Genomic DNA, 23,051 nt, shown 5'->3' with positions numbered 1-23,051 from the left:
ACACCCACCACTGATCAACCGTCGTCTCGCGCCACGACACGCCGCGACACGCCGCGTGACCGGCTGATCCGGCGGACTTGGTGAGTGGTGGGTGTCCGCGTCACCGTTCGCCGAGCGTGCGATCCAGGCGCGTCCGCAGGTTTCCCAGCGCCCGCTCGACCGCCGCACGGACCGCCTGGTCCGGGTCGTCCCGCAACGCCTCGATCGCCTCCGCGTGCTCATACTCCCCCGCCGCGCCCACCGCGCGCACAGCGGCCACCCGCACCCGCGGTAGCTCGTGCTCCAGCATCGGCAGCAGCAACTCCACCAGCTCGCCCAGCTCGCGCTGCGCGGTGATCCGGGCGACGTGCTCCCGCACGCGCCACGCCGGGTCGTCCGCAACCACGCGCAGCGCCTCGACCGCCTCGTCGCTCCACGCGTACATCAGCACGCGCGCCGCCCACACCCGCACCCAGTAGTAGTTGACCGGACCAACAGGCCGGCTCCACCCGCCAGGATTCTCCTGCCCGGTCAGCGCGACCAGCTTCGGCAGGTCGCGGCCGAAAGCGTCAGCGCCCGAGATCTCCCCGGTGAGCAGCGCGACGCACCAGTCGACGACCGTCTGTTCGCCGTACCGGGCACAGGCGGCCTGCACGACCGCTCGGGGATGAGCCACCCGGCCAAGTAAACCCGACGATCAGAGCAGCGACTTGAGGATCACCACGATCGACGACAGCCCGGCCAGCGCCAGGATCGTCTGCCGCAGCCGCGGCCCGTGGAACCGCTTCTGCAGCGGTACGGCGACCGCGAACCCGATCCCGAGCGCCGGGATCCACGACAGCCCGTAGAGCAGCTGGTGCCGCGTCAACTGCCCACCGATCGCCACTCCCGCCAGCGACACCGCCGACCCGATGAAGAAGAACGCCGCCAGCGTCGCCCGCAGCCGCGGCCCCTGCTCGTGCTGCAGTACGACGGCCGCCGGCGGCCCGCCGATCGACGCCGCCGTACCGGAGATCCCCGCGACCGCACCGGCGATCACCAGGTTCTGCCGCGTCGCCCGGACGTCGAGCCGCCAGAACGTGAGCACCACCGCGCCCAGCACGACGAACCCGACCACCGCCCCGATCGCCCGCGCCGACAGCCAGCCGAGCACCAGCACCCCGAGCGGCGTCGTCACCACCCGCGCCCCGGTCAGCCAGCCGGCCTGCCGCCAGTCGATCTGGTTCCACTCCCGCACCAGCGTGAGGATCGGCAGCAGCATCCCGAGCACGAGCATCCCGCCCGGCATCAGCGACGGATCGAGCAACGCCACCACCGGCGCCCCGACCAGCATCAGCCCGAGCCCGAGCGTCCCCTGAACGACCGCCGCCACGGCGATCGCCAGACCGCCCAGCAACAAGATCCCCAGCTCCACGTCGCCCAGCCTCTCTCACCGCCGCACCAGCCCGTCGTACGAGCTGCCAGGACCGTTCTACCCGCCTCAGGACCGTACACACCCGACGGAGATGACCTGTAACGATGGTCATACTCCCGGACATGGGTGGAGCATGAGGAGCACTTCGAGCCCGCCCCCGCCGGCCGACGTCGGCGCGCTGCCGGACCACGACCGCCGGTTCCGGGAGCTGTTCGACAGCGAGTTCCGCCCGCTGCTCGGGTATGCGTTGCGCCGGGTCGGTTCGCCTGACGACGCCGCCGACGTGGTCGCCGAGACGATGCTGGTGGCCTGGCGACGGATCGACGAGGTGCCTGTCGACGGCACCGCCCGGCTCTGGCTGTACGGCGTCGCCCGCCGCGTCGTCGCCAACCACCGCCGGGGCGAGCTCCGCCGCGACCGGCTCGCCGGACGGCTGCGGCAGCACCTGGTCGAAGCACTGCCCGACCACACCGAGCTCACCGGATCCACGACGGTGATCCAGCAGGCGATGGCCGGGCTGAACGACGACGACCGTGAGCTGCTGATGCTCACCGCCTGGGACGGTCTCGAACCGCGCGAGGCCGCGATCGTGCTCGGCGTACCGGCACGGACGGTTCGGACACGGCTGCACCGGGCCAGAAGCCGGCTGCGCAAGAGCCTCGGAGACGCCTTCGGTGAAGGCGGACATGTACGGGAAGACCAACCCCAGCGACCGGCACAGGAGGAGCGATGAACGACGACGAGCTCGACCGGCTGATCGCCCGGGCCAATCCGTACTCGGACGAGACCGTGCGGCAGTTGCCGACCGGCAAGGCCGAGTCCGACCTCCTGGAGGCCGTCATCAGCACCCAAGCACCCACCCCGGAAGTCACCCCGCCGCGGACGTCCCGTCCGCCGGTACGGCGACGCGTGGTCGTCCTGGTCGCCGCCGCGGCGACCGTCGCCGTCGCGCTGACCGGGGTGTTCTTCCCGAAGGGCGGCAACCCGGCTGCACCGGTTTCGGCGTACGGCGCCGAGCTGCGGGCCGCGACCGACGCGACGCCGCGGCTGGTGCTCGACGACCCGGCCTGGAAGATCGGCGACGTGCCGGCGTTCGGGCCGGATGAGGGCCAGATCGAGTTCGTGAGCGGCGAGCAGGAGCTGGAGGTCGACTGGCGGCCGGTCGAGCGGTACCCGAGCTGGGAGGACAAGAGCCGTCAGGGCTCCCCCGTCGAGCTGCTCGGGCAGACCGGCAAGCTGTACCTGTCCGGCGAGCCGAGCGACTTCACGATCGTGCTGCCGCCGAAGGGCCGGTACTTCCTGACGATCCGTGCCGACCTCGGTTCGGAAGCGGCGTACCGGAGTCTGGTCGCGAAGCTGAAGACCGTCGACACCGACGCGTGGCTGGACGCGATGCCGGACACGATCGTCAAGCAGTCGGACGCGCCGCGCGTGGTCGACGAGATGCTGACCGGCGTACCGCTGCCCAGCAGTTTCGACCGGGCGCCGCTGCTGAAGGTGCTGGTGCTCGCGCGCTACCACTTCGGGGTGATGGTCACCGGTGAGGTCGCGTGCGGCTGGATCGGGCAGTGGATCGCGGCGAAGAAGTCCGGCGACACCGTGAAGCTGAAGGAAGCGACGACGGCGCTCGCCGGCAGCCGCGGCTGGAAGGTACTGCAGGACATGCAGGCCGACGGCGGCTGGTCGGACGTGCTCTGGCAGACCGGCGACACGGTGGCCCGGGGCGGCAGCCCCGCGAACGGGTGGTCCGCGCTGGGGTGCGCCGAGCGCTGACTGGTGCAGCCCGGCAGCGTGAAATTCGCGCTGCCGGGTTCAGCCGCGGGCCAGGACCTCGATCATGAAGATCTTGATCGTGGCGGCGCTGGCGAGGCTGCCGGCGCCGGACATCTGGACGCCGGTGAGCAGGCCGGACTCGACCGAGGCGGCGCGCCAGTTCGGGACGCCGCTGACCGAGGCGCCGATCGCGAAGCCGATCTGGCCGACGCCGAGTTCCTTGCGGCCGCGGGCCTTCTCCTTGGTCGCCTCGGTGATGTACTGCTGCTTCAGCGCCTCGTAGTCGGCGCCGCTGCCGCGGGTGATGCTGACGATGCCGTCGCCCTTCGCGGACTTCCAGACGCAGCGCGAGTAGCGGCCCGGCGTACTGGCGACGACCTTGCCGACCTTCAGGCCGAGGCGCTCGCTGATCTCCGCCGAGGTGAAGAGCTGGCACAGGCGGTTGCCGGAGACGCGGACGATCGGCGGCTCGCCCTCGTCGATGGTCGGCTCGGGCAGCGCGGGGGCGCCCTTGCTGGAGGTCTTCGTCGGTCCGGCCACGGTCGGCCCGTACGCCGTCGGCTCAGCTGCCGCGCAGCCTGCCAGTACTCCGATCAACGCCGCTGCGACCACAACGCCTGCACGCACAGTCCACCCCGTACTTCGGTCTCGCCCCCGGTTTGCGACCGACAGCCAACCAGGCGCGCATGACCAGTACGCGCCCAGCCGGTGAACAACAAAGACCGGCCCCCAGCAACGGGGACCGGTCTCTGGTTGTCAGTCGGTCAGTTGGCGATCAGCGACCGCAGCACGTACTGCAGGATGCCGCCGTTGCGGTAGTAGTCCGCCTCGCCCGGGGTGTCGATCCGGACCACCGCGTCGAACTCCTTGGTCGACCCGTCGGTGCCGGTGACGGTGACCTTGACGGTCCGCGGGATCTCCCCGTCGTTCAGCGCGGTGACGCCGCTGATGTCGAAGGTCTCCTCGCCGCTCAGTCCGAGGGACTCCGCGTTCTCGCCCTCGGGGAACTGCAGCGGCAGCACGCCCATGCCGATCAGGTTCGACCGGTGGATCCGCTCGAACGACTCGGTGATGACGGCCTTCGCGCCGAGCAGCGCCGTGCCCTTGGCGGCCCAGTCGCGCGACGAGCCCGAGCCGTACTCCTTGCCGGCCAGGATCACCAGCGGCGTACCGGCCTCGGCGTACGCCTCGGAGGCCTCGTAGATGCTCGTCACCGGCGCGTCGTCCTTGGTGAAGTCGCGGGTGAAACCGCCCTCGGTGCCCGGCGCGATCTGGTTGCGGAGCCGGATGTTGGCGAAGGTGCCCCGGATCATCACCTCGTGGTTGCCGCGGCGCGAGCCGTACGAGTTGAAGTCCTTGCGGTCGACGCCGTGGTCGGCGAGGTACTTGCCGGCCGGGCTGTCGGCCTTGATCGAACCGGCCGGCGAGATGTGGTCGGTGGTGACCGAGTCGCCGAGCTTGGCCAGCACCCGGGCGCCGCTGATGTCGGTGACCGGCGACGGCTCCTTGGCCATCCCCTCGAAGTACGGAGGCTTGCGCACGTACGTCGACTCGCCGTCCCAGTCGAAGGTCTTGCCCTCGGGCGTCGGCAGCGACTGCCAGCGCTCGTCACCGGCGAAGACGTCGGCGTAGTCCTTGGCGAACATCTCCTTGTTGATCGAGGTCGCGATCACGGCCTCGACCTCGTCGGCGGCCGGCCAGATGTCCTTCAGGAACACGTCGTTGCCGTCGGTGTCCTGACCCAGCGGGTCGGTCTCGAAGTCGAAGTCCATCGTCCCGGCCAGCGCGTACGCGATCACCAGCGGCGGGCTGGCCAGGTAGTTCATCTTCACGTCCGGGTTGATCCGGCCCTCGAAGTTGCGGTTGCCGGACAGCACCGACACGACCGCCAGGTCGGCCTCCTGCACACCGGCCGAGACCTCCTCGGGCAGCGGGCCCGAGTTGCCGATGCAGGTGGTGCAGCCGTAGCCGACCAGGTGGAAGCCGAGCTTCTCGAGGTACGGCGTGACGCCGGCCTTCTCGTAGTAGTCGGTGACGACCTTCGAGCCCGGGGCGAGCGACGTCTTCACCCACGGCTTGGTGGCCAGGCCCTTGTCGACGGCGTTCTTGGCCAGCAGCGCGGCCGCGAGCATCACCGACGGGTTCGAGGTGTTGGTGCAGGAGGTGATCGAGGCGATCACGACGTGGCCGTGGTCGAGCTCGACCTCCTGGCCGTTCAGGCTGATCTTGGTCTTCTTCGACGGGCGGCCCTGGGCGCCCGCACCGTGCGGGGTGTGCGGCTCGTCGTTGGTGTGACCGTGCCCGTTCGGCGCGTCGCTGGCCGGGAAGCTGCCCAGCTCGGACGGGTCGACGTCCAGCTCCTCGGTGGCGTAGTCGACGAGGGCGCCGCGGAAGCCTTCCTTTGCCTGGCTGAGCTCGATCCGGTCCTGCGGGCGCTTCGGGCCGGCGATCGACGGGACGACCGTCGACAGGTCCAGCTCGAGGTACTCCGAGAAGCGCGGCTCGACCTCGGCGTTGTGCCACAGGCCCTGCTCCTTGGCGTACGCCTCGACGAGCGCGACCTCTTCGTCGCCGCGGCCGGTCAGCCGCAGGTAGTCCAGCGTGACGTCGTCGATCGGGAAGATCGCGCAGGTGGAGCCGAACTCCGGGCTCATGTTGCCGATGGTGGCGCGGTTGGCCAGCGGGACGGCCGCGACGCCGTCGCCGTAGAACTCGACGAACTTGCCGACCACACCGTGCTTGCGCAGCATCTGGGTGATGGTGAGGACGACGTCCGTCGCGGTCGCGCCGGCCGGGACGGACCCGGTCAGCTTGAAGCCGACGACCTTCGGGATCAGCATGCTGACCGGCTGGCCGAGCATCGCGGCCTCGGCCTCGATGCCGCCGACGCCCCAGCCCAGCACGCCCAGGCCGTTGACCATCGTGGTGTGACTGTCGGTGCCGACGCAGGTGTCCGGGTAGGCCTGGCCGTTGCGGACCATGACGGTCCGGGCCAGGTGCTCGATGTTGACCTGGTGGACGATGCCGGTCCCCGGCGGGACGACCTTGAACTCGTCGAACGCGGTCTGGCCCCAGCGCAGGAACTGGTAGCGCTCGCGGTTGCGCTCGTACTCGAGCTCGACGTTGCGCTCGAAGGCGTCCTGGCGGCCGAAGACGTCGATGATGACCGAGTGGTCGATGACCAGCTCGGCCGGGGCCAGCGGGTTGATCTTGGTCGGGTCGCCGCCGAGCTCGGCGACGGCCTCGCGCATGGTGGCCAGGTCGACGACGCACGGCACACCGGTGAAGTCCTGCATGATCACCCGGGCCGGCGTGAACTGGATCTCGGTGTCCGGCGCGGCGTTCGCGTCCCAGTTCCCCAGCTTGGTGATGTGGTCGGCGGTGATGTTCGCGCCGTCCTCGGTGCGCAGCAGGTTCTCGAGCAGCACCTTGAGCGAGTACGGCAGCGTCTGCGCGCCCTCGATACCCGCCAACCTGAAGATCTCGTACGACTGTCCGTTGACCTCGAGTGCACCCTTGGCACCGAAGCTGTCGACGCTGGCCATCAACCTGCTCCTCTGTCCGTCCTGGTCCGCTGGTACCCATCCTGCCGAGCCACCCACCGGCCCCGCAGGTCAGGCTGCCCTAACCTGTCCCCACAAACTCTCTCGACATCAAGATACACGATGTCGAGCCACCACTCTAAGCCGAAACTCCGTTGCCGGGCGCGCCCACCGGCTGATCGACTGCCGCGTGCACACTTCGCCGCCGGACGCGCTGGTCCGCGCGTACGTCCGCTGGAACTGGGCCCGCGCCGTACTGCACAACGGCTGGTGGCTGGTCACGTCGGTCTACCTGGTCGTCGACGCCGGACTCAGCGCCGCCCAGATCGTGGCGATCGGAGCCGTACAGGGGATCTTCGCGCTGTGCTGCGAGATACCGGCCGGCGTCCTGGCCGACACAGTCAGCCGGAAGTGGTCGCTCGTCGTGTCGCAAGTCCTGATGGGGACGGCGATGCTGGCGACCGGACTGGTCACCTCGTTCCCGCTGCTGCTGGCGACCCAGGTGCTGTGGGGGCTGGCGTGGACCTTCGCGAGCGGTTCCGACGTCGCCTGGATCACCGACGAGCTGGACGACCCCGGGCGGGTCTCCGGCGTACTGGCTCGCACCGCCCGTGCCCAGTTGTCCGGCGCGGCGACCGGGCTGGTGGTGATCGGCGCTCTGGCCTGGGCCACCCGGCGCGAGGTGGCCATCGTCACCGCCGGGACTGCGATGCTGCTGCTGAGCCTGTACGTCGTCACCCGCTTCAGCGAGCACCGCTTCGTCCCCTCGGCCGGCGCGCGATGGGCGGCGTCCTGGACGATCTTCCGCCAGGGAGTCGCGCTGGTCCGCGGCAGCCCGGATCTGCTGCGGATCTTTCTGGCGACGTTCCTGGTCAACGGCGCGACCGACGCGGCCGGCCGGCTCGCGCCGAAGCAGCTGCTCGACCTGGGGCTGCCGATCCGGCTCGACCCGATCGTCTGGTTCACCGGGCTGGGCTTCCTCGCCCTCGTCCTCGGTGCGCTGACCCTGCGGATCGCGGGACGGCGCCTCGACGGCGAGCACGCGCGGCACTCGTACGGCGTCGCCGCGCTGGTCGGGACCGCCGGGACTCTCGGGCTGGCGGTCGCGCCGAACGCGGCGACCGGTGCCGCGGCGTTGATCCTGGTGTCGGGGATCGCCGTACCGCTCACCCGGGTGATCTCGACGATCTGGGTCAACGCGCGCACCACGTCCGGCGTACGGGCGACGACGCACTCGTTCCTCGCCCAGGCCGAGTACCTGGGCGAGGTCGTCTGCGGCCTGTTGATCACGCTCGTCGCGCACGTGGCCGGGCTGCCGGCCGCCCTCGCGGGCGGCGCCGCACTCTTCGCCGTGACCGCGGCGATCATGCGGCGCCCTGCCCGGCGTACGGGTTAGGACAGCTGCGGGAGGACCTCGGAGGCGATCAGCTCCAGGTGGTCGAGGTCGGTGAGGTCGAGGATCTGCAGGTAGAACCGGTCGGCGCCGAGCTCGGCGAAGCGGCCGAGGTGGTCGACCATCTCGGCCGGGGTGCCGCCGAGGCCGTGCTGGTTCAGCTGCTCCATCGACCAGCCGAAGGCGGTGGCGCGGCGCTCGACCTCGGCCTTGTCCTTGCCGACGGCAACCCGATGGGCCGCGGACAGGTGCAGGGTCTTCGGGTCGCGGTCGATCGCCGTACAGGCTGCCTGGACGCGGTCGAAGAGGACCTTGGTGTCCTCGACGGTCTTGAAGCCCGCGTTGAACTCGTTCGCGTACTGCGCGGCGAGCGCCGGGGTGCGCTTCTTGCCGGCGCCGCCGACGATGATCGGCGGGTGCGGCTGCTGCACCGGCTTCGGCAGCGCCGGCGAGTCCTTCAGCTGGTAGTGCTTCCCGGTGAACTCGTACTTCTCCCCCACCGGCGTGTCCCACAGCCCGGTGATCAGCTCGAGCTGCTCGGTCAGCAGGTCGAACCGGCCCGGCGTGTCCGGGAAGTCCAGCCCGTACGCCGCGTGCTCGGCCTCGTACCAGCCGGCGCCGAGCCCGAGCTCGGCGCGCCCACCGCTCATCTGGTCGACGCCCGCGACGGTGATCGCGAGCACGCCGGGGTTGCGGAACGTCGCGGAGCTGACCAGCGTCCCGAGCTTGATCCGGCTGGTCTCGCGCGCGAGCCCGGCGAGGGTGATCCAGGCGTCGGTCGGCCCCGGCAGCCCGTCGCTGCCCTCCATCGCGAGGTAGTGGTCGGACCGGAAGAACGCGTCGAACCCGCACTCCTCGGTCTTCTGGGCGACGGCCAGCAGGTCGTCGTACGAGGCACCTTGCTGGGGTTCGGTGAAGATCCTGAGCAACATGGGGACAACGCTATCCCGCGGTGATGTACAGCTGCTCCAGGTAGGACGGCTGGAAGTCCGGGCCGCGCCGGTAGAGGCGGCGTACGAGGCCTTCGACGTCGATCTCGCCCGGGAGCTGGGTGTCCCACCACTCGGGGACCTGGTCGTACCAGCGATCGATGCGGAGGGTGCGGCCCGCGGCGTCGATCCGAGCGAAGAGCCAGCCGCCGTGGTCGGTCTTCGCTTCCTCGATCCAGAGGTCGCCGAGAAGCTCGCTGAGCCGGTCGTCGGGCCATTCGTCGTGCTCGACCTGCGCGGGCTCGAGATCGAAGCGGTAGGACGGGCGGTTGGGGTCGAGCACCTGCACCTGGATGGTGAACCCGGAGGGGACGACGTCGGTCCGGATGCGGCACCAGATCTTGAGAGCTTCGAACGCCGAGGCCTCGGTGGGCTTGGGGCGGGGGCGCTCGGGCTCGGCGCGCATGGCCTGCTCGACGCCGAGCGGGAGGGCGATGGGGGTGCCCGCGCCGGAGAGCTCGGGGATGAGCATGGCGGCGGGGTCTTCGGGGTGGCCGCTGTCTTCGGGGGCGCGGCCGTTGAGGTGCTCGTCGGGCTGTCCGTCAACCAGTTCGGCGCCCTGTGCATCCAGGCGCTCGTCGGTCTGCTCCGGGTGATGCCCGTTCAGCCCACTGACCTGCGCACCAGCCGCCGCGATCCCGGCCGCGGCCGCCTCCGCCGCGTGCTCCCCGTCGCCAGCCCGCCCGTCCGTGCGTACGTCGGCCGCCTGATCCCGCTCGTACGTCTCCACGGCCTCGGCAAGCCCGACGTGCTCTGCGGTGTCGTCCTCGTACCCGTCGCCGAGCGCGGTGACTTCCTCGGTCTTCTCACCGACGTACGAGTCGGTGTGGCTGGCAGCAGGCTGGCCCTCGTACTCACCTCCGAGAGCAGCAACCTTCTCGGTCCGCTCGCCGTCGTACGAGCCTTCACCCCGGTCGCCCTCGCGATCCTGCTCGCCACCTGCGGTCTTCTCATCGACGAGCTGCGCACCATCCGCAGAGGGCGCCTGGCCGGCACTCGGCGCGTCCTCGACACCGGACGGCTGCTCGGCGGACGACGCGTCGTTCACCCGCTGCGCCTGCTCGGTCTCGACGGCGCCTGCCTGCTGGGCTTGCTGCAGCTCGTACTCCGCAGCGTCTGACTCCTCGACCAGCTGCTGCGAGTCGGCGACGCTCGCCTGCTCCCCGGACTGCGGCTGCTGCGAGTCGGCGACGCCTGCTTGCTGCGGCTCGTACTCGGCAGCACTTGCAGGTCCGGCCGGCTGCTGCGAGTCGGCGGAGCCTGCCTGGGGCTCGTACTCCGTGGCAGCCGCTTGCTCGGCCGGCTGCTGCGAGTCGGCGACACTCGCCTGCTCCCCGGACTGCGGCTGGTACCCCTCAGCGCCGACCGGCTCAGCCAACTGCTGCGCATCGGCGCCTACCTGCTGCGCTTGCTGTTGCTCGTACTCCGTGGCACCCGCTCGTTCGACCAGCTGCTGCGCCGAGTCGGCGGCGCTTGTCTGTTCCGCGTACTGCGGATCGGCGTCTGCGGCGGTTGCCTGCTGAGCCGTGTCGGCGGCGCTGCCCTGTTGTGCGTGCTGCGGCCCGGTGTCTGCGGCTGTTGCCTGCTCGGCTGCGGCTGTCCGCTCGGGCGCGACATCCTCGGGTGCGTCCCCGACGACATCCTCGGATGCGTCCCCCGCGGCGGCGCGGCGGGCGAGGTCCTCGGATTCAGCTCCAGCCGGGGATGCCGCGGCGTCGGCCGGTGATGCAGCCTCAAGGTCTTGTTGAGGTTCAGGTGGCTGCGCAGCGATCTCGCCGAGCTGGTCTGCCGTCCAGTCCGCGTTGCCGAGGGTCTCGTCGTGGAAGACCTCGGAGGTGAACTCGTCGTACTCGTCGAGCTCGTCGCCGGAGCCGCCGTACTGGTCGCTCAAGGGCGGGTACGTGCGGGGGCCCGCGCCGGCTGTGGGGTGTTCGCCGGAGTCGATGCGGGCGATGTCCTCGCGGGTGGGCTCGTCGACGATCGCGGCGATCTCGGCGGTCGGAGCGTCGTCCTCGAAGGCGGGGGGCTGGTATGCGGCTTCGTGCTCGGGCGTGCGGGGGTGGCGTGCGGCGTCGTCTTCGGATGTGTGCGGGTCGCGTGTGGCGTCCTGGTCGGACGCGTGCGGGTGCGGTGCGGCGTCGTGGTCGGACGCGTGCGGGTGCCGTGCGGCGTCCTGGTCGGACGCGTGCGGGTGCCGTACGGCGTCCTGGTCGGATGCGTGTGGGTGCCGTACGGCGTTGTCCTCGGATGCGCGGGGGTGGTGTGCGGCATCGCGCTCGGACGCATGCGGGTGATGCGCGGCATCCTGCTCGGGTGCGTGCGCCTGCGGATGGCGTGCGGCGTTGTCGTTGGAGCGCGACGGCTGGTTCTCGGCGTCGTGCTCGGCCTGCGCGGTGTTGCGTGCGGAGAGGTCGGTCGGCTCGGCCGGGTGCTGTTGTTCGGCGCGGATGTTCTGACCGGGGTGGTCCGTGTCCGCGGGGGCGCTGGTCCAGTGGGCGTTTGCTTGCGGCAAATCGTCGGACGCAGCTTCGGGCTCGCCGATCAGCTGGTCTTCGAAGATCGGGGCGTCGGCGGAGTCCGGGTGGATCGTCCAGCGTTGGCCGGGTGCGTAGCGGTCGTCGTCGCCGTCGGATGCGTGGTCGTTTGCCGGGCGCTGGCCATGGTCGGGCCGTCCGGCGCCGGGGGCGAGCTCGTCGGCTGGCTGGTGGGTGTCGCCGGCGCGCTCGGTGTCCGTTGGTACGTCGTACGCCTGGCGGTCGGCGGCTCGGGTTTCGAGGGCGCGTCGGTTGTCGGCTTGAGGGCCGAGAACGCCTCGATCGTTGGCTCGGGCGTCCAGAGCGCGCCGGTCGCCGTCTCGGGCGTCGACAGCGCGGCGGTCGTCGTCGTGAATCTCGGGAGCGTGGTCGACGTCGGCGTCTGTGGCAGGCGCGAGGTAGGCGTCCGGGGCGTCGCCGGCGTGCGCGTCACGGGCATCGCCGGCGTGAGCGTCGCGGGCGTCGCCGGCGTGAGCGTCGCGGGCGTCGACGGTGTGTGGGTCACGGAGGCCGACGGCGTGGGCGTCGAGGGCCTGGTCGGTGGGTGCGTCGGGGTCGACATCGTTGGGTGCGTGGTAGCCGGCGGTGTCGGGGGCGTCTGTCCGCTGGCTGGTGCGGTGTACGTCGGCTGCGTCCGACGTGGTGTCCTCGTCGGCGGGAAGGGCCTCGATGGACTCGGTGGGGAGATCTGCGGGGGACGTTCTGCGTTGGCGGCGGGCGGGGCGCGGCGGGTGCGCCAGGTGGGGGTTGGCTGCCAGGTAGGCCGCTGCGTCTTCGATCCACTCGCCGTTGATCCAGGCGCCGCCTACCCACTCGCGTTCCATGGGGGACGGAGGGGTGAGGTGGTCGTCGAGGGGGGACGACGGGGAGAGATGGGCGTCCAGGGGGGATGACGGGGGCTGAGGTGAGGAGGCGTGGGGCTCGGGTGTTGAGGGCGTCTGGTGGTACGGCTGGGGCGCCGTTGAGTCCGCGGTCGGCTGGAGGGAGGGGACTTCCTCGGAGGACTGCGGTTCGGCATCGCGCTCGTCGTACGGGGGCTGCGGTTCGGCCTTGCGCTCGTGCGGAGGCTGCGGCTCTGCCTCGTGCTCGTCGTACGGCGGCTGTGCATCGTCTTTGGGGGCCTCGACGGGTGGGAAGACGCCGGTGTCGTCGTCGGGGTCTGCGGCGGCGATGGCTTCGGCGACCGGAGGGATGACGCCCGTGTCGTCGCCGGCGGTGAAGGCGTCGAGGGTGCCGGGGTCGGCTACCGGGGGGATCACTCCGGTTTCGTCGTCCGGGGTGGACGAGTCGTCGACGGGGGTCAGTACGCCGGTGTCGTCGTCTGCGGTCGACTGGTCGGCGTCGACGGGGGCGATGACGCCGGTGTCGTCGGCCGGGGACGAGACGGGGGTGAAGGCGGCGGGTACGAACGGGGAGGCGGGGTCGGGGTGTGGCTCCGCGAAGGCGGCGGGCGGCTGGGCGAACGGTGGGGCGGGATGCGCGGACGGGTCTTGCTGGTGCAGAGCCTGGGGCTGCCCGAGGGATGCGGGAGTGCCCGGGTGAGGAGGCTCGGGTTGCCCGAAGGATGCGGGAGCGCCCGGGTGAGGAGGCTCGGGCTGCGCGAAGGGAGCACCGGGGTGAGGGGCTTCGGGGGCAGGTTCGTAGGACCCGGGCGCGAAAGGCGAGGTGGGGGTGGACTCGCGGGTCTGGTCATCGTCGGCGGGGGGCGCGAAGGGTGAGGCGGGCTGCCGGGGATCGGGCTCGCGGGAATCCGGAGCTTGAGGGCCGGCAGGGGGTGCGAACGGCGAGGCTGGGGTGGAGTCGCCACCAGGCGCCTGCGAGTCGTTCGCAGATGGGGCGAACGGCGACGACGATTCCCGGGCCTCGTGGGTCGGGGCGAACGGGGAGTTCGGGTGCGGTGGCTCCGGGAACGGTGTGAAAGGCGCTGTGTCGTCGGCGACCGCTGCCAGTTCGTTGGTGGCCTCGTTCGCGGACGTGGGTGTGTCGGGCGTGTACCTCGCTGCCGCGGGGGCGTCGGCGAAGAGGCTGGCGTAGAAGTCTTCGCCGTCCTGGACGGGGGCGCCTACGCGTGGGGGTTCGGAGGACGGGAGGGGGCGGTCGTAGGTGTACGGCGGCGGGTCAGCGACCGGAGGCTCGGGGGCGGCCAGGCCCAGGCCGGCGAGTGAGGCGTTGTCGTCCTCGCGGGGCTTCTTCTTGCGGCCGAAGAGGCGGGGTTTCTTGCTGACGACGCCGTAGCCATCCTCCGGGGCGTCGCGCGTCGGCTGCGGCTCGCGCGTCGGCTGCGGCTCGTACGCCGGCTGGGGCTCGTACGCCGGCTCAGCTGCGGCGCCGATGACCGGATCAGCGTCCTCCGCGATCGGCTGGCCGGTGAACGGGCTGACGCCCGGCGGCACGATGAAGAGCTCTTCCTCCTCCGGCTCCTCGACCACGACCGGAGCAGGCGTGAACACACGAGCAGCCGCCCCAGGATTGAACTGCGCAGCCGCGACCAAAGCCGCATGGAGGTCAGGCTGCTGCGGCGACCGCGGCCCGATCCCCAGGCGCCCGAAGAAGTGGTTGAGCTCGTCCGCCGACAAGGTCGATGCCCCAGCAGAGCGGATCAGACCGACAGCGAGCGGCACCAGCTCGTCCAGCCCGCCGAGGTAGTCGGCCCACTCCGCGGCCCACTCGACGAGCTCGCGCGCGGAGCCCTCATCAGAGGTGACCCATTCGCCGATCGGGAGGAAGCCGTCGTCGACGGGCTGCCACGGGTCACCCTCGTACGACGCGCGCGCCCACGTGCCGTTGAAGGAGCCGTAGACGAAGCCCAGCTCCCCCGCCGCGATGCGCTGCTTGACCTCCGGCTGGCCGATCCAGTCCGGAGCGCCCGCGAGCAGGTCCGTGCCGGCGGTGCGGCTGTGCTGGGTGTGGTAGCCGAAGAGGACCGAACGGCCGCCGTCCAGGCGGACCATGCGCAGGTCGGAGCCGGTCTCGTCCTGGTGGTACCAGCCGCCGGCGTCGGCGTACCAGCGGCGGTCGAAGCCGGTGGCGTGAGCGACCGCGGCGAGGGCGCTCCAGCGGGCGCGCAGCTCCTCCGGGTCATCCAGGTCGACGAGCGGCATCGGGTATCAGGTCTCCAGCGAGCATCAGGGCACCAGCGCTGAACGGTACCCGAGCCCTACGGCAACTAACCAGTCACAGGTTCGAGCACGGCGACGCACTCTATGTGATGGGTCATCCCGAACAGGTCGAACGCCCGCAGCGAGCTGACGCCGTAGCCGAGGCCCGCGAACGTCTTCAGATCGCGGGCCAGCGCGGCCGGGTCGCAGGCGACGTACGCGATCTTCCGGGGCGCGAGTCCGGCGATCCGGCGTACGACGTGCTTGCCGGCGCCGGTCCGCGGCGGGTCCAGCACAACCAGGTCGACCTGCGACAGCCCCTGCCGGACAGCACCGGTCAGCACCCGGTCCACATCCCCCTGCTCCAGCGTCACACCGGTCAGGTCGTGCAGGTTGCGCCGGGCGTTCTTGACCGCGTCCTTGTCCCCCTCGATCGCCAGCACCGCGCACCCGGCCTCCGCCAGGAACGCAGCGAACAGCCCGACCCCGGAGTACAGGTCCAGCGCGGTCTCTCCGGCAGCAGGCTCCAGCCCAGCCAGTACGGCGTCCACCAGCGTCGTGGCAGCCGCCGGGTGGACCTGCCAGAACCCACCGGCCTCTACCCGGAACCTGCGGTCGCGTACTACCTCCACGACTCGACCACCGCTCGCTACGTCGGTCAGCACCGCCTGCTTGCCCTCCGACGACACCACCGCTTGTACCGACGTTGTGTCGGCCCACCGCTGGTCCAGCACCGAAGGCGTACCGGGGTGTGCGATCAGGCACTGGTCGACCAGCACCAGCTCGTGCGACCTGTGCACCCGCATGCCCGGCCGGCCGTCGGGGCCGACGGCGTACCGCATCCTGGTCCGCCAGCCGAGCCCGTCGTCGCCCGGCGACTCCATCACCACGGTCCGCTCGATGCCACCGATCCGGCGCAGCGTGTCGGAGACCACCGTCGCCTTCAGCCGGCGCTGCTCGACGATGTTGGCGTGCTGGAAGTCGCAGCCGCCGCAGCGCCCCGGCCCGGCGTACGGGCAGGGCGGCTCGATCCGGTGTGGGGAGGGGGTGAGCACCTGCACGACGTCCGCCCGCAGGTACTTGTTGGTCCGCTCGGTCACCCGCGCGTGCACCAGCTCCCCGGGGAGCCCGTGCCGGACGAAGACCACCTGGCCCTCGTAGCGCGCGACACAGTGCCCGCCGTGCGCCACCGGGCCGATCTCCAGCTCCAGCACCGCCCCGACGATGTCGTCGTCGCTCACCGATCTCCTGACGTCTTGCGAGAGCCCCGGCGTACCTGCCCGGCCACCCGCTCCACCCGGTCCTGCCGTTCCTGGGCCGCCTCGGAGGAGATCAGCTGGTACGGAACCGACGTCACCATCACACCAGGTGTGAACAAGAGCCGCCCCTTGAGCCGCAGTGCGCTCTGGTTGTGCAGGAACTGCTCCCACCAGTGCCCGACGACGTACTCGGGGATGTAGACCATCACCACGTCGCGCGGCGACTGCCGCCGGATGTCGCGGACGTACTGCAGGATCGGCCGGGTGATCTCCCGGTACGGCGACGCCAGCCGCTTCAGCGGCACCGGGATGTCGTGCCGCTCCCACTCGGCCTGCAGCGCCTCGGACTCCTCGCGGTCGACGTCGACGGTGACGGCCTCCAGCATGTACGGCCGGGCCGCCTTCGCGAAGGCCAGCGCCCGCAGCGTCGGCTTGTGCAGCTTGGAGACCAGCACGATCGCGTGCACCCGCGACGGCAGCATCAGCTGGTCGTCGCCCTCGATCGCCATCTCGTGGCCGACCGTGTCGTAGTGGCGGCGGATGCCCTTCATCAGCAGGAACAGCACGGCCATCGCGATGATCGCGATGTAGGCGCCGTGGGTGAACTTGGTCAGCAGCACGATCACCAGCACGATCCCGGTCAGCGTCAGGCCGATCGTGTTGATCACCCGCGAGCGCATCATCTGGGCCCGCTTGGCCTGGTCGGTCTCGGTGCGCAGCAGCCGGGTCCAGTGCCGGACCATGCCGGTCTGGCTGATCGTGAACGAGACGAACACGCCGACGATGTAGAGCTGGATCAGCCGCGTCACCTCGGCGTCGAACGCGATGATCAGGAAGATCGCGAACGCGGCCAGGATGATGATGCCGTTGCTGAACGCGAGCCGGTCGCCGCGGGTGTGCAGCTGCTTGGGGAGGTAGCTGTCGCGGGCCAGGATCGAGCCGAGCACCGGGAAGCCGTTGAACGCGGTGTTGGCGGCCAGCACCAGGATCACGCCGGTCGCGGCGGCGACCAGGTAGAAGCCGGGGCTGAAGTGGTCGAAGATGCCCTTGGCCAGCTGCCCGATCACCGGGTCCTGGTGGTAGCCGGGCCCGAGCGGTACGCCGTTGCTCAGCAGCTGCGTGGCCGGGTCCTCGGCGAACCGCACCTTCATCACGTTGGCCAGCGTGACGACGCTGATCACCATCACGATCGAGATGCTGCCGAGCAGCAGCAGCGTGGTCGCGGCGTTCTTGCTCTTCGGCTTCTTGAACGCCGGTACGCCGTTGCTGATGGCTTCGACACCGGTCAGCGCGGCGCAGCCCGAGGAGAACGCGCGCAGCACCAGGAAGCCCATCGCCAGTCCCCCGGCGCCGGTCGCGAACTGGCCTTCGGGCGCGATGTCGAACGACGCGGTGGCCGCGTCCGGCAGGTGGCCGAACAGCATCCGGCCGAAGCCCCAGGCGGCCATCCCGAGGATGGTGAACATGAACACGTACGTCGGCACCGCGAACGCCGTACCGGACTCGCGGACGCCGCGCAGGTTCATCGTGGCCAGGAACAGGACGGCGACCACCGCCGCTGTCGCCTGATGGCCCTCGAGCGCCGGGATCGCCGAGGCGGCGTACTGGGCGGCGGACGAGATCGACACCGCGACGGTCAGCACGTAGTCGACCATCAGCGCGCTGGCCACGGTCAGCCCCGCGGTCGGGCCGAGGTTCACGTTCGCGACCTCGTAGTCACCGCCGCCGGACGGGTAGGCGTGCACGTTCTGCCGGTACGACGCGACCACGACGAGCATCACGAAGGCCACCACGATGGCGACCTTCCAGGAGAAGGTCAGCGCGGTCAGACCGGCCAGCGACAGGGTCAGCAGGATCTCGTCCGGCGCGTAGGCGACCGACGACAGAGCGTCACTGGCGAACACGGGCAGCGCGATCCGCTTCGGCAGCAACGTCTCACCGAGCTGGGTGCTGCGCAGTTTGCGGCCGATCAGCAGTCGCTTGCCGATGTCGCCGAGAGCGGGAGTCACACCGAGGATGTTAGAGGGCCCCCAGGTTCGGTGTAGCGTCTACACCGCCGAATGGATGCCAGCGGCCCCCCGCGGGGCAGGGAGTGATCACGAAGTGCACGTCGTCATCATGGGCTGCGGACGCGTCGGGTCGACGCTCGCCCGGACCCTGGAGAAGCGCAGCCACACGGTGGCGATCATCGACCAGTCGGCGGACTCGTTCCGGCGGCTGAGCCCGAACTTCTCCGGCCGCACGATCACCGGGATGGGCTTCGACCGTGAGGTGCTGATCGAGGCCGGGATCGAGGACGCCGAGGCGTTCGCGGCGGTCTCCAACGGCGACAACTCCAACATCCTGGCCGCGCGGGTCGCGCGGGAGAACTTCGGGATCGAGAACGTGGTGGCCCGGATCTACGACCCGGGCCGCGCCGAGGTCTACCAGCGGCTCGGCATCCCGACCGTCGGCACGGTGAAGTGGACGGTGGACCAGATGGTCCGCCGGCTGCTGCCGAGCGGGTCGGAGCCGGAGTGGCGCGACCCGTCGGCGACGATCCGGCTGGCCGAGGTGCACGTGCACTCGGGCTGGGTCGGTCGGGCCGCCTTCGACATCGAGAAGGCCACCGGGGCCCGGGTCGCGTTCCTGACCCGGCTCGGCGAGGGCCTGCTGCCCAAGGCGGACACGGTCATCCAGGAGGGTGACCTGGTGCACGTCGTGATGCTGGAGACCAACGCGGCGGCGATCGAGGCCCAGCTCGGCGCCAAGCCTGAGGAGCTGTGATGCGGGTAGCCATCGCCGGGGCCGGGAACGTCGGGCGCTCGATCGCCGGCGAGCTCCTGGAGAACGGCCACGAGGTGCTGCTGATCGACAAGGACCCGCGGGCGATCAAGGCCGAGTCGGTGCCGCGCGCCGAGTGGCTGCTGGCCGACGCCTGCGAGCTGTCCTCGCTGGAGGAGGCGGCGCTGCAGCGGTGCCAGGTCGCGATCGCGAGCACCGGTGACGACAAGGTGAACCTGGTCGTGTCGCTGCTGGCCAAGACCGAGTTCGGCGTACCGCGGACTGTTGCCCGGGTCAACCACCCGCGCAACGAGTGGATGTTCAACGAGGCGTGGGGCGTGGACGTGTCGGTGTCGACGCCGCGGATCATGTCGGCGCTGGTCGAGGAGGCGGTCTCGGTCGGCGACCTGGTCCGGCTGTTCACCTTCCGCCAGGGCGACGCGAACCTGGTCGAGCTGACGCTGCCGGAGGACTCGCCGATGATCGGCCTGCGGGTCGGCGACATCGACTGGCCGACCGACACCGCGCTGGTGACGATCATCCGCGAGGGCCGGGTGCTGCGTCCGGACCCCGAGGGCACGCTGGAGCTGAACGACGAGCTGCTGTTCGTCGCCGCGGACGAGACCGAGGAACAGCTCGAGGACATGCTGTCGCCGCACCACCGGAAGTAGGTGGGGAAGGCTGAGGCCTCCCCCACCCGGCAACTACTTCAGACCGAAGGCGTTGTCGATCCTCTGGTCGATCGTGAACTGACCGCTCTCAGCCTTCGTGCGAAGGCTGGCGTACTTGGCTCCTCTCGGAGGATTCAGGTGAGTGGTCCAGCCGGCCTGCGTCTGCCGGAGTGCAGCCGCGCGCCAGGTCTTGCCGTCGTACGAGATCTCCAGCGTCGGCTTGCGGATGCCGGCGGTGGAGTTCGTCTCCGACCAGCGCGGGGTGACGGTCAGCTCGTGACGAGAGACTGTGTAGTCGAGCTGGATCAGCGACAGGACCGTGTCAGTGCTCGCTGACGTGAAGCCCCATTCGGTCCGCGTGGCCGTCGAGTACGGGTTCGGGTAAGTCCCGCGCGTGTTCTCCGCGACCAGCTTGTACGGCAGCCGCTCCGGCTTCAGTCCGCTCGCGGTGAGCTGGTCCCGCGCCTCCTGCGCGACCAGCGTCGAGCCCTGGTACAGGCTCAGCTGCTGGGTGATGTCCCAGTTGCCGAACGCCGTACCGACGTGGTCGCCACCGTCACCCCAGCCAGGTGACACAGCTGCCAGCGACCCCTCGGCACGCACCGGCGACAGCCCCTTGGCCAGCCGCGGCCGCTGCACGGGCCCGAACCACTGCAGAGAACTGCGGCTCCCACCGCGGTAGCTGCGCCAGCCCGTCTCGGTCTGCTGCACCTCCCGGGAGATCTCCGCCTTCGCCTGGTACGGCACACCCGCGGTGACCCAGTCGACGCGATCGCCCTGCACCGCCATCCCGGTCGTGTTCATCGCGGACTCCCAGTCCGTGTTCCACACGTCGTACCGGTTCTCCAGCCCGCGCCCGGCGCGGAAGTTGCGGAAGGCAACGTCGATCCGGGCCAGGTCGCGCCCGGACGGCCGGTACGCCGGTACGCCGGGCACGTGGTCCCAGAAGCGCGACAGGTCGTACAGGTAGTCCAGCGTCGGGTTGGACGTCACCGTCAGAGTACGCCGACCCCTGGTGAGCTGAGCGATCAGCTGCTCGCCCTCCTCGTGCGTCAGCGTCGCGACGGTCAGCGGCGGCGGGCTGGGCAGGTAGATCGAGTCGCTCCACGGCGTCAGTCGACCCGGCCCGTCGTTGACCACCACCAGCAGCTTCGCCCCGGCAGCAGCAGCCGCAGTCGCCTGCTGCTCGATCGACCCGTTGTTGCGTACGACGACCGCCTTACCCCGCTGGCTCCCGGCCCGGTCGCCCAACACCGCCTCCAAGTGCTGCCGGCCCTTCGGCAACGGCTGCGCGCCCTGGCGGACCAGCAGGTCGTCGTACGAGTCGACGGTCAGTGCAGGCTGCTCCAACCGCCAGCGAGCACCAGCAACGAAATCGCCGTCCTTCACAGACGCTGTCGGCAGCACCCAGACGCTGTCGTACGACGGGTTGGTCCAGCGCGACGAGCCGACCGAGAAGTCGCGCCCGAAGTCGCGGTAGACGTTCGCGCGCACCTCGCTCATCGCGGTCGGCTGCGGCGCGGAGGCGGTCAGCTGCCGCGCCTTGCGCGCGTCGTACGTGGCGGTCTTGTCCTTGTCGAGGTGGATGTCGACGAGGGTCAGCACGGCCATACCCCGGCTGCTCGGGCCGTTGGCGCCCTGGACGTCGCCGGTCAGCCAGGTCGTGTAGTCACCCGGCGGCAGCTCGACGTCGACGCCGTCCTCCCCGATCACGAACTGCCCGTACGAGCCGCGGCCGATCAGAATCGCGTCACCCGCCATCGGCCGGCCGGTGCGGTCCTTGGCGTCCAGGTGCAGTGTGTACCGCTCCCCTTCGCGCCCGATCCCGATCACCGTGCTCAGCCGCAGCCCGGTCGAGCTGGTTGCAATCAACCAACCAGACAGCTGCTTGTCGACCGGCGCGGCGTTCACGGCCACGGTCACCTTGACCTGCGCGGTGCCGTGCGCGGGCACGGTCACCGAAGGAGTCGACAGCGCGAACAGCCCGGCCGGTGCGTCCTTCACCTGCGTCGACAGGTTCAGCTCGACCGCCTGATCGCGGTCGTTGGTGTAGGTGACCGTCCGCTCGACCGACTCGTCAGGCGCCACCGGCCAGGGGTGGAAGCCCGAGTAGACCGACGCAGTCGCCCGTACGGCGGACTTGCTGGCCGCTGCAACATCCAGCCGGCCGTTGCCACCCTGGTACGGGATGTAGTCCGGTGTCGACTTGGCCGTGCTGACGATCGCGTCCTTCAGCTGCTGCCCGGTCCAGTCCGGGTGCTGCGCTGCGAGCAGCGCCACGGCTCCGGCGACGTGCGGCGTTGCCATCGACGTACCGCTCATCAGCTGGTAGTAGCTGGTGCCCTCGGCGGCGTACTGCGAACGGGCGGCGAGGATGTCGACGCCCGGCGCGGTGATGTCGGGCTTGAGGCCGCCGTCGCCGACCCGCGGTCCCCAGCTGGAGAACTCCGCGAGCTTGTCGGCGCCGTCGACCGCTCCGACGGTCAGCGCCGCGTCGGCGATGCCCGGTGCGGAGGCGGTGTAGTAGCCCGGACCCGCGTTGCCGGCGGCGACGGTGAAGAGCGCACCGGTCTCGGCGGACAGCTCGTTCAGCGACTGGCTGATCGGGTCGCTGCCGTCGGTCGGGCCGCCGCCGAGGCTCATGCTGACGACCTTGGCGCGCTGGTCGCGCGCGGCCCACTCCATCCCGGCGATGATCCAGGACTCCTGGCCGCTGCCCTCGTTGTCGAGAGCACCTTGCCGATGTGCAGCCGGGCACCGGGCGCGACACCGCGCTCAGCGCCGCCGGAAGCCTCACCGGTACCAGCGATCGTGGACGCGACGTGGGTGCCGTGGCCCTGCCGGTCGGTGACGTCCAGCTCCGGCACGAAGCTGGTGGAGGCCACGACACGGTCGTCGAGGTCCGGGTGCTGCAGGTCGACACCGGTGTCCAGTACGGCGACGTCGACGCCCTCGCCGGTGTTGCCACCGCGCCAGACCTCCGGCGCGCCCACCTGCGCGACGCTGTCGGCCAGGTCGACCTTGAACTTGCCGTCGAGCCACACCTTGTCGATGCCGCCGGCCAAGGTGCTGCGCGCTCCGGCAGTCAGCGACCGCCAGAACGCGGCCGGCTCGTCAGTAGTGAGCGCAGCGCCCTGGATGCTGCTGAGCGTCTGCTGCCTGCGCGCTCCCGACGGCACCTGCTGGCTGCGCGACCTGGTGGCCGCGTCGGTGTAGGTGACGATCAGCGGGAGCTCGTCGCCGTACCCGTCGGCCAGCAGCCGGGTGACGTTGAACAGGTTGGTGTCGAGCCGCTTGGCGGCCAGGAGGTGAGCAGCCGAGCGGGGGTAGACGTAGGTGTCCTTGCCGTCCACGTGGACGTCGTGGTCGGCCAGGCGGCCGTCCGGACCGGTGACGCGGTAGTTCTGCTTGCCGTCGGAGCCGACGGTGATCTCGACCTTGTCACCGGTGATCAAGGTGACGGTACGAGGAGCGGGTGCTGCCGGCAGCGCAGCTGCCGTGGGGGCGGGCGACGCGGTGGCGGAACCACCGGTCAGGGTCGCGGCGACGGTCAGCGCCGCCGCGAGTACGGCGGTCACCGCCCGGGCGCGACCGGGACGTGGAGTCACGAGTGCCTCACAGGGTTTCTACGGACGA

The 23,051-nt window shown here is 70.7% G+C and carries 15 protein-coding genes; 5 read left to right on the top strand and 10 right to left on the bottom strand.

The features are described from left to right. Positions 1 to 100: 100 nt before the first annotated feature. Together ACZ6Z4_RS29260 and ACZ6Z4_RS29255 are read right to left on the bottom strand one after the other, a co-directional pair. Positions 101 to 655 carry a HEAT repeat domain-containing protein gene (locus tag ACZ6Z4_RS29260; protein WP_465571002.1) on the bottom strand — a complete coding sequence of 185 codons (555 nt, stop codon included), beginning with the start codon at positions 653 to 655 and terminating at the stop codon, positions 101 to 103. Between the two features lie 21 nt (positions 656 to 676). Continuing rightward, positions 677 to 1,393: a sulfite exporter TauE/SafE family protein gene (locus ACZ6Z4_RS29255; RefSeq protein ID WP_465570996.1), complete on the bottom strand. Its 717-nt coding sequence runs from the start codon at positions 1,391 to 1,393 to the stop codon at positions 677 to 679. A gap of 133 nt (positions 1,394 to 1,526) precedes the next feature. Here ACZ6Z4_RS29255 and ACZ6Z4_RS29250 point away from each other — a divergent pair, with 133 nt between their 5' ends. Together ACZ6Z4_RS29250 and ACZ6Z4_RS29245 are read left to right on the top strand one after the other, a co-directional pair. Next, positions 1,527 to 2,126 carry an RNA polymerase sigma factor gene (locus tag ACZ6Z4_RS29250; protein WP_465570994.1) on the top strand — a complete coding sequence of 200 codons (600 nt, stop codon included), beginning with the start codon at positions 1,527 to 1,529 and terminating at the stop codon, positions 2,124 to 2,126. Beyond that, complete coding sequence (locus ACZ6Z4_RS29245) at positions 2,123 to 3,166, top strand: hypothetical protein (protein WP_465570991.1); 1,044 nt, start codon at positions 2,123 to 2,125, stop codon at positions 3,164 to 3,166. Before ACZ6Z4_RS29250 ends, ACZ6Z4_RS29245 begins: the two co-directional genes overlap by 4 nt. A gap of 39 nt (positions 3,167 to 3,205) precedes the next feature. Here the strand turns inward: ACZ6Z4_RS29245 and ACZ6Z4_RS29240 are convergent, their stop codons facing one another. After that, on the bottom strand, positions 3,206 to 3,793 hold the full coding sequence (locus ACZ6Z4_RS29240; protein ID WP_465570988.1) for a DUF3558 domain-containing protein: 588 nt from the start codon (positions 3,791 to 3,793) through the stop codon (positions 3,206 to 3,208). A gap of 137 nt (positions 3,794 to 3,930) precedes the next feature. Next, positions 3,931 to 6,711, bottom strand: a complete 2,781-nt coding sequence (gene acnA / locus ACZ6Z4_RS29235) for an aconitate hydratase AcnA (RefSeq protein ID WP_465570985.1) — start codon at positions 6,709 to 6,711, stop codon at positions 3,931 to 3,933. Positions 6,712 to 6,898: 187 nt separating this feature from the next. Here acnA and ACZ6Z4_RS29230 point away from each other — a divergent pair, with 187 nt between their 5' ends. Next, a complete protein-coding gene (locus ACZ6Z4_RS29230; protein ID WP_465570979.1) occupies positions 6,899 to 8,104 on the top strand; it encodes an MFS transporter in 1,206 nt (401 codons plus the stop codon). Here the strand turns inward: ACZ6Z4_RS29230 and ACZ6Z4_RS29225 are convergent. The 4 genes from ACZ6Z4_RS29225 to ACZ6Z4_RS29210 all read right to left on the bottom strand — a co-directional run bounded on the left by ACZ6Z4_RS29225 (position 8,101) and on the right by ACZ6Z4_RS29210 (position 17,990). Beyond that, the gene (locus ACZ6Z4_RS29225) at positions 8,101 to 9,033 is read right to left on the bottom strand and encodes an LLM class F420-dependent oxidoreductase (RefSeq protein WP_465570972.1); all 933 of its coding nucleotides are present in this window, start codon (positions 9,031 to 9,033) and stop codon (positions 8,101 to 8,103) included. The genes ACZ6Z4_RS29230 and ACZ6Z4_RS29225 overlap by 4 nt on opposite strands. Before the next feature lie 10 nt (positions 9,034 to 9,043). Continuing rightward, positions 9,044 to 14,725: a hypothetical protein gene (locus ACZ6Z4_RS29220; RefSeq protein ID WP_465570967.1), complete on the bottom strand. Its 5,682-nt coding sequence runs from the start codon at positions 14,723 to 14,725 to the stop codon at positions 9,044 to 9,046. Positions 14,726 to 14,790: 65 nt separating this feature from the next. Next, entirely contained in the window at positions 14,791 to 15,963 is a 1,173-nt protein-coding gene (locus tag ACZ6Z4_RS29215; RefSeq protein ID WP_465570960.1) for a class I SAM-dependent RNA methyltransferase, read from the bottom strand. Further along, on the bottom strand, positions 15,960 to 17,990 hold the full coding sequence (locus tag ACZ6Z4_RS29210) for an APC family permease (RefSeq protein WP_465570954.1): 2,031 nt from the start codon (positions 17,988 to 17,990) through the stop codon (positions 15,960 to 15,962). The genes ACZ6Z4_RS29215 and ACZ6Z4_RS29210 overlap by 4 nt, the downstream gene beginning before the upstream one ends. A 55-nt stretch (positions 17,991 to 18,045) precedes the next feature. On the opposite strand from ACZ6Z4_RS29210, the gene ACZ6Z4_RS29205 reads away from it, so the two are divergent. Then, positions 18,046 to 18,747 carry a potassium channel family protein gene (locus ACZ6Z4_RS29205; protein WP_465570951.1) on the top strand — a complete coding sequence of 234 codons (702 nt, stop codon included), beginning with the start codon at positions 18,046 to 18,048 and terminating at the stop codon, positions 18,745 to 18,747. After that, a complete protein-coding gene (locus tag ACZ6Z4_RS29200) occupies positions 18,747 to 19,415 on the top strand; it encodes a potassium channel family protein (protein ID WP_077016494.1) in 669 nt (222 codons plus the stop codon). The genes ACZ6Z4_RS29205 and ACZ6Z4_RS29200 overlap by 1 nt, the downstream gene beginning before the upstream one ends. Before the next feature lie 33 nt (positions 19,416 to 19,448). Here ACZ6Z4_RS29200 and ACZ6Z4_RS29195 read toward each other — a convergent pair whose 3' ends face one another. Both ACZ6Z4_RS29195 and ACZ6Z4_RS29190 read right to left on the bottom strand, forming a co-directional pair. After that, positions 19,449 to 22,100, bottom strand: coding sequence for a S8 family serine peptidase (locus ACZ6Z4_RS29195; protein WP_465570945.1), 2,652 nt, complete (start codon positions 22,098 to 22,100; stop codon positions 19,449 to 19,451). Further along, complete coding sequence (locus ACZ6Z4_RS29190) at positions 22,055 to 23,023, bottom strand: S8 family peptidase (protein ID WP_465570940.1); 969 nt, start codon at positions 23,021 to 23,023, stop codon at positions 22,055 to 22,057. Before ACZ6Z4_RS29190 ends, ACZ6Z4_RS29195 begins: the two co-directional genes overlap by 46 nt. Positions 23,024 to 23,051 lie beyond the last annotated feature (28 nt).

Source organism: Kribbella sp. NPDC104740 (assembly GCF_055583505.1).
The sequence above is the reverse complement of the archived record's forward strand: the minus strand, read 5'-3'. Positions and strand labels throughout refer to the sequence as shown.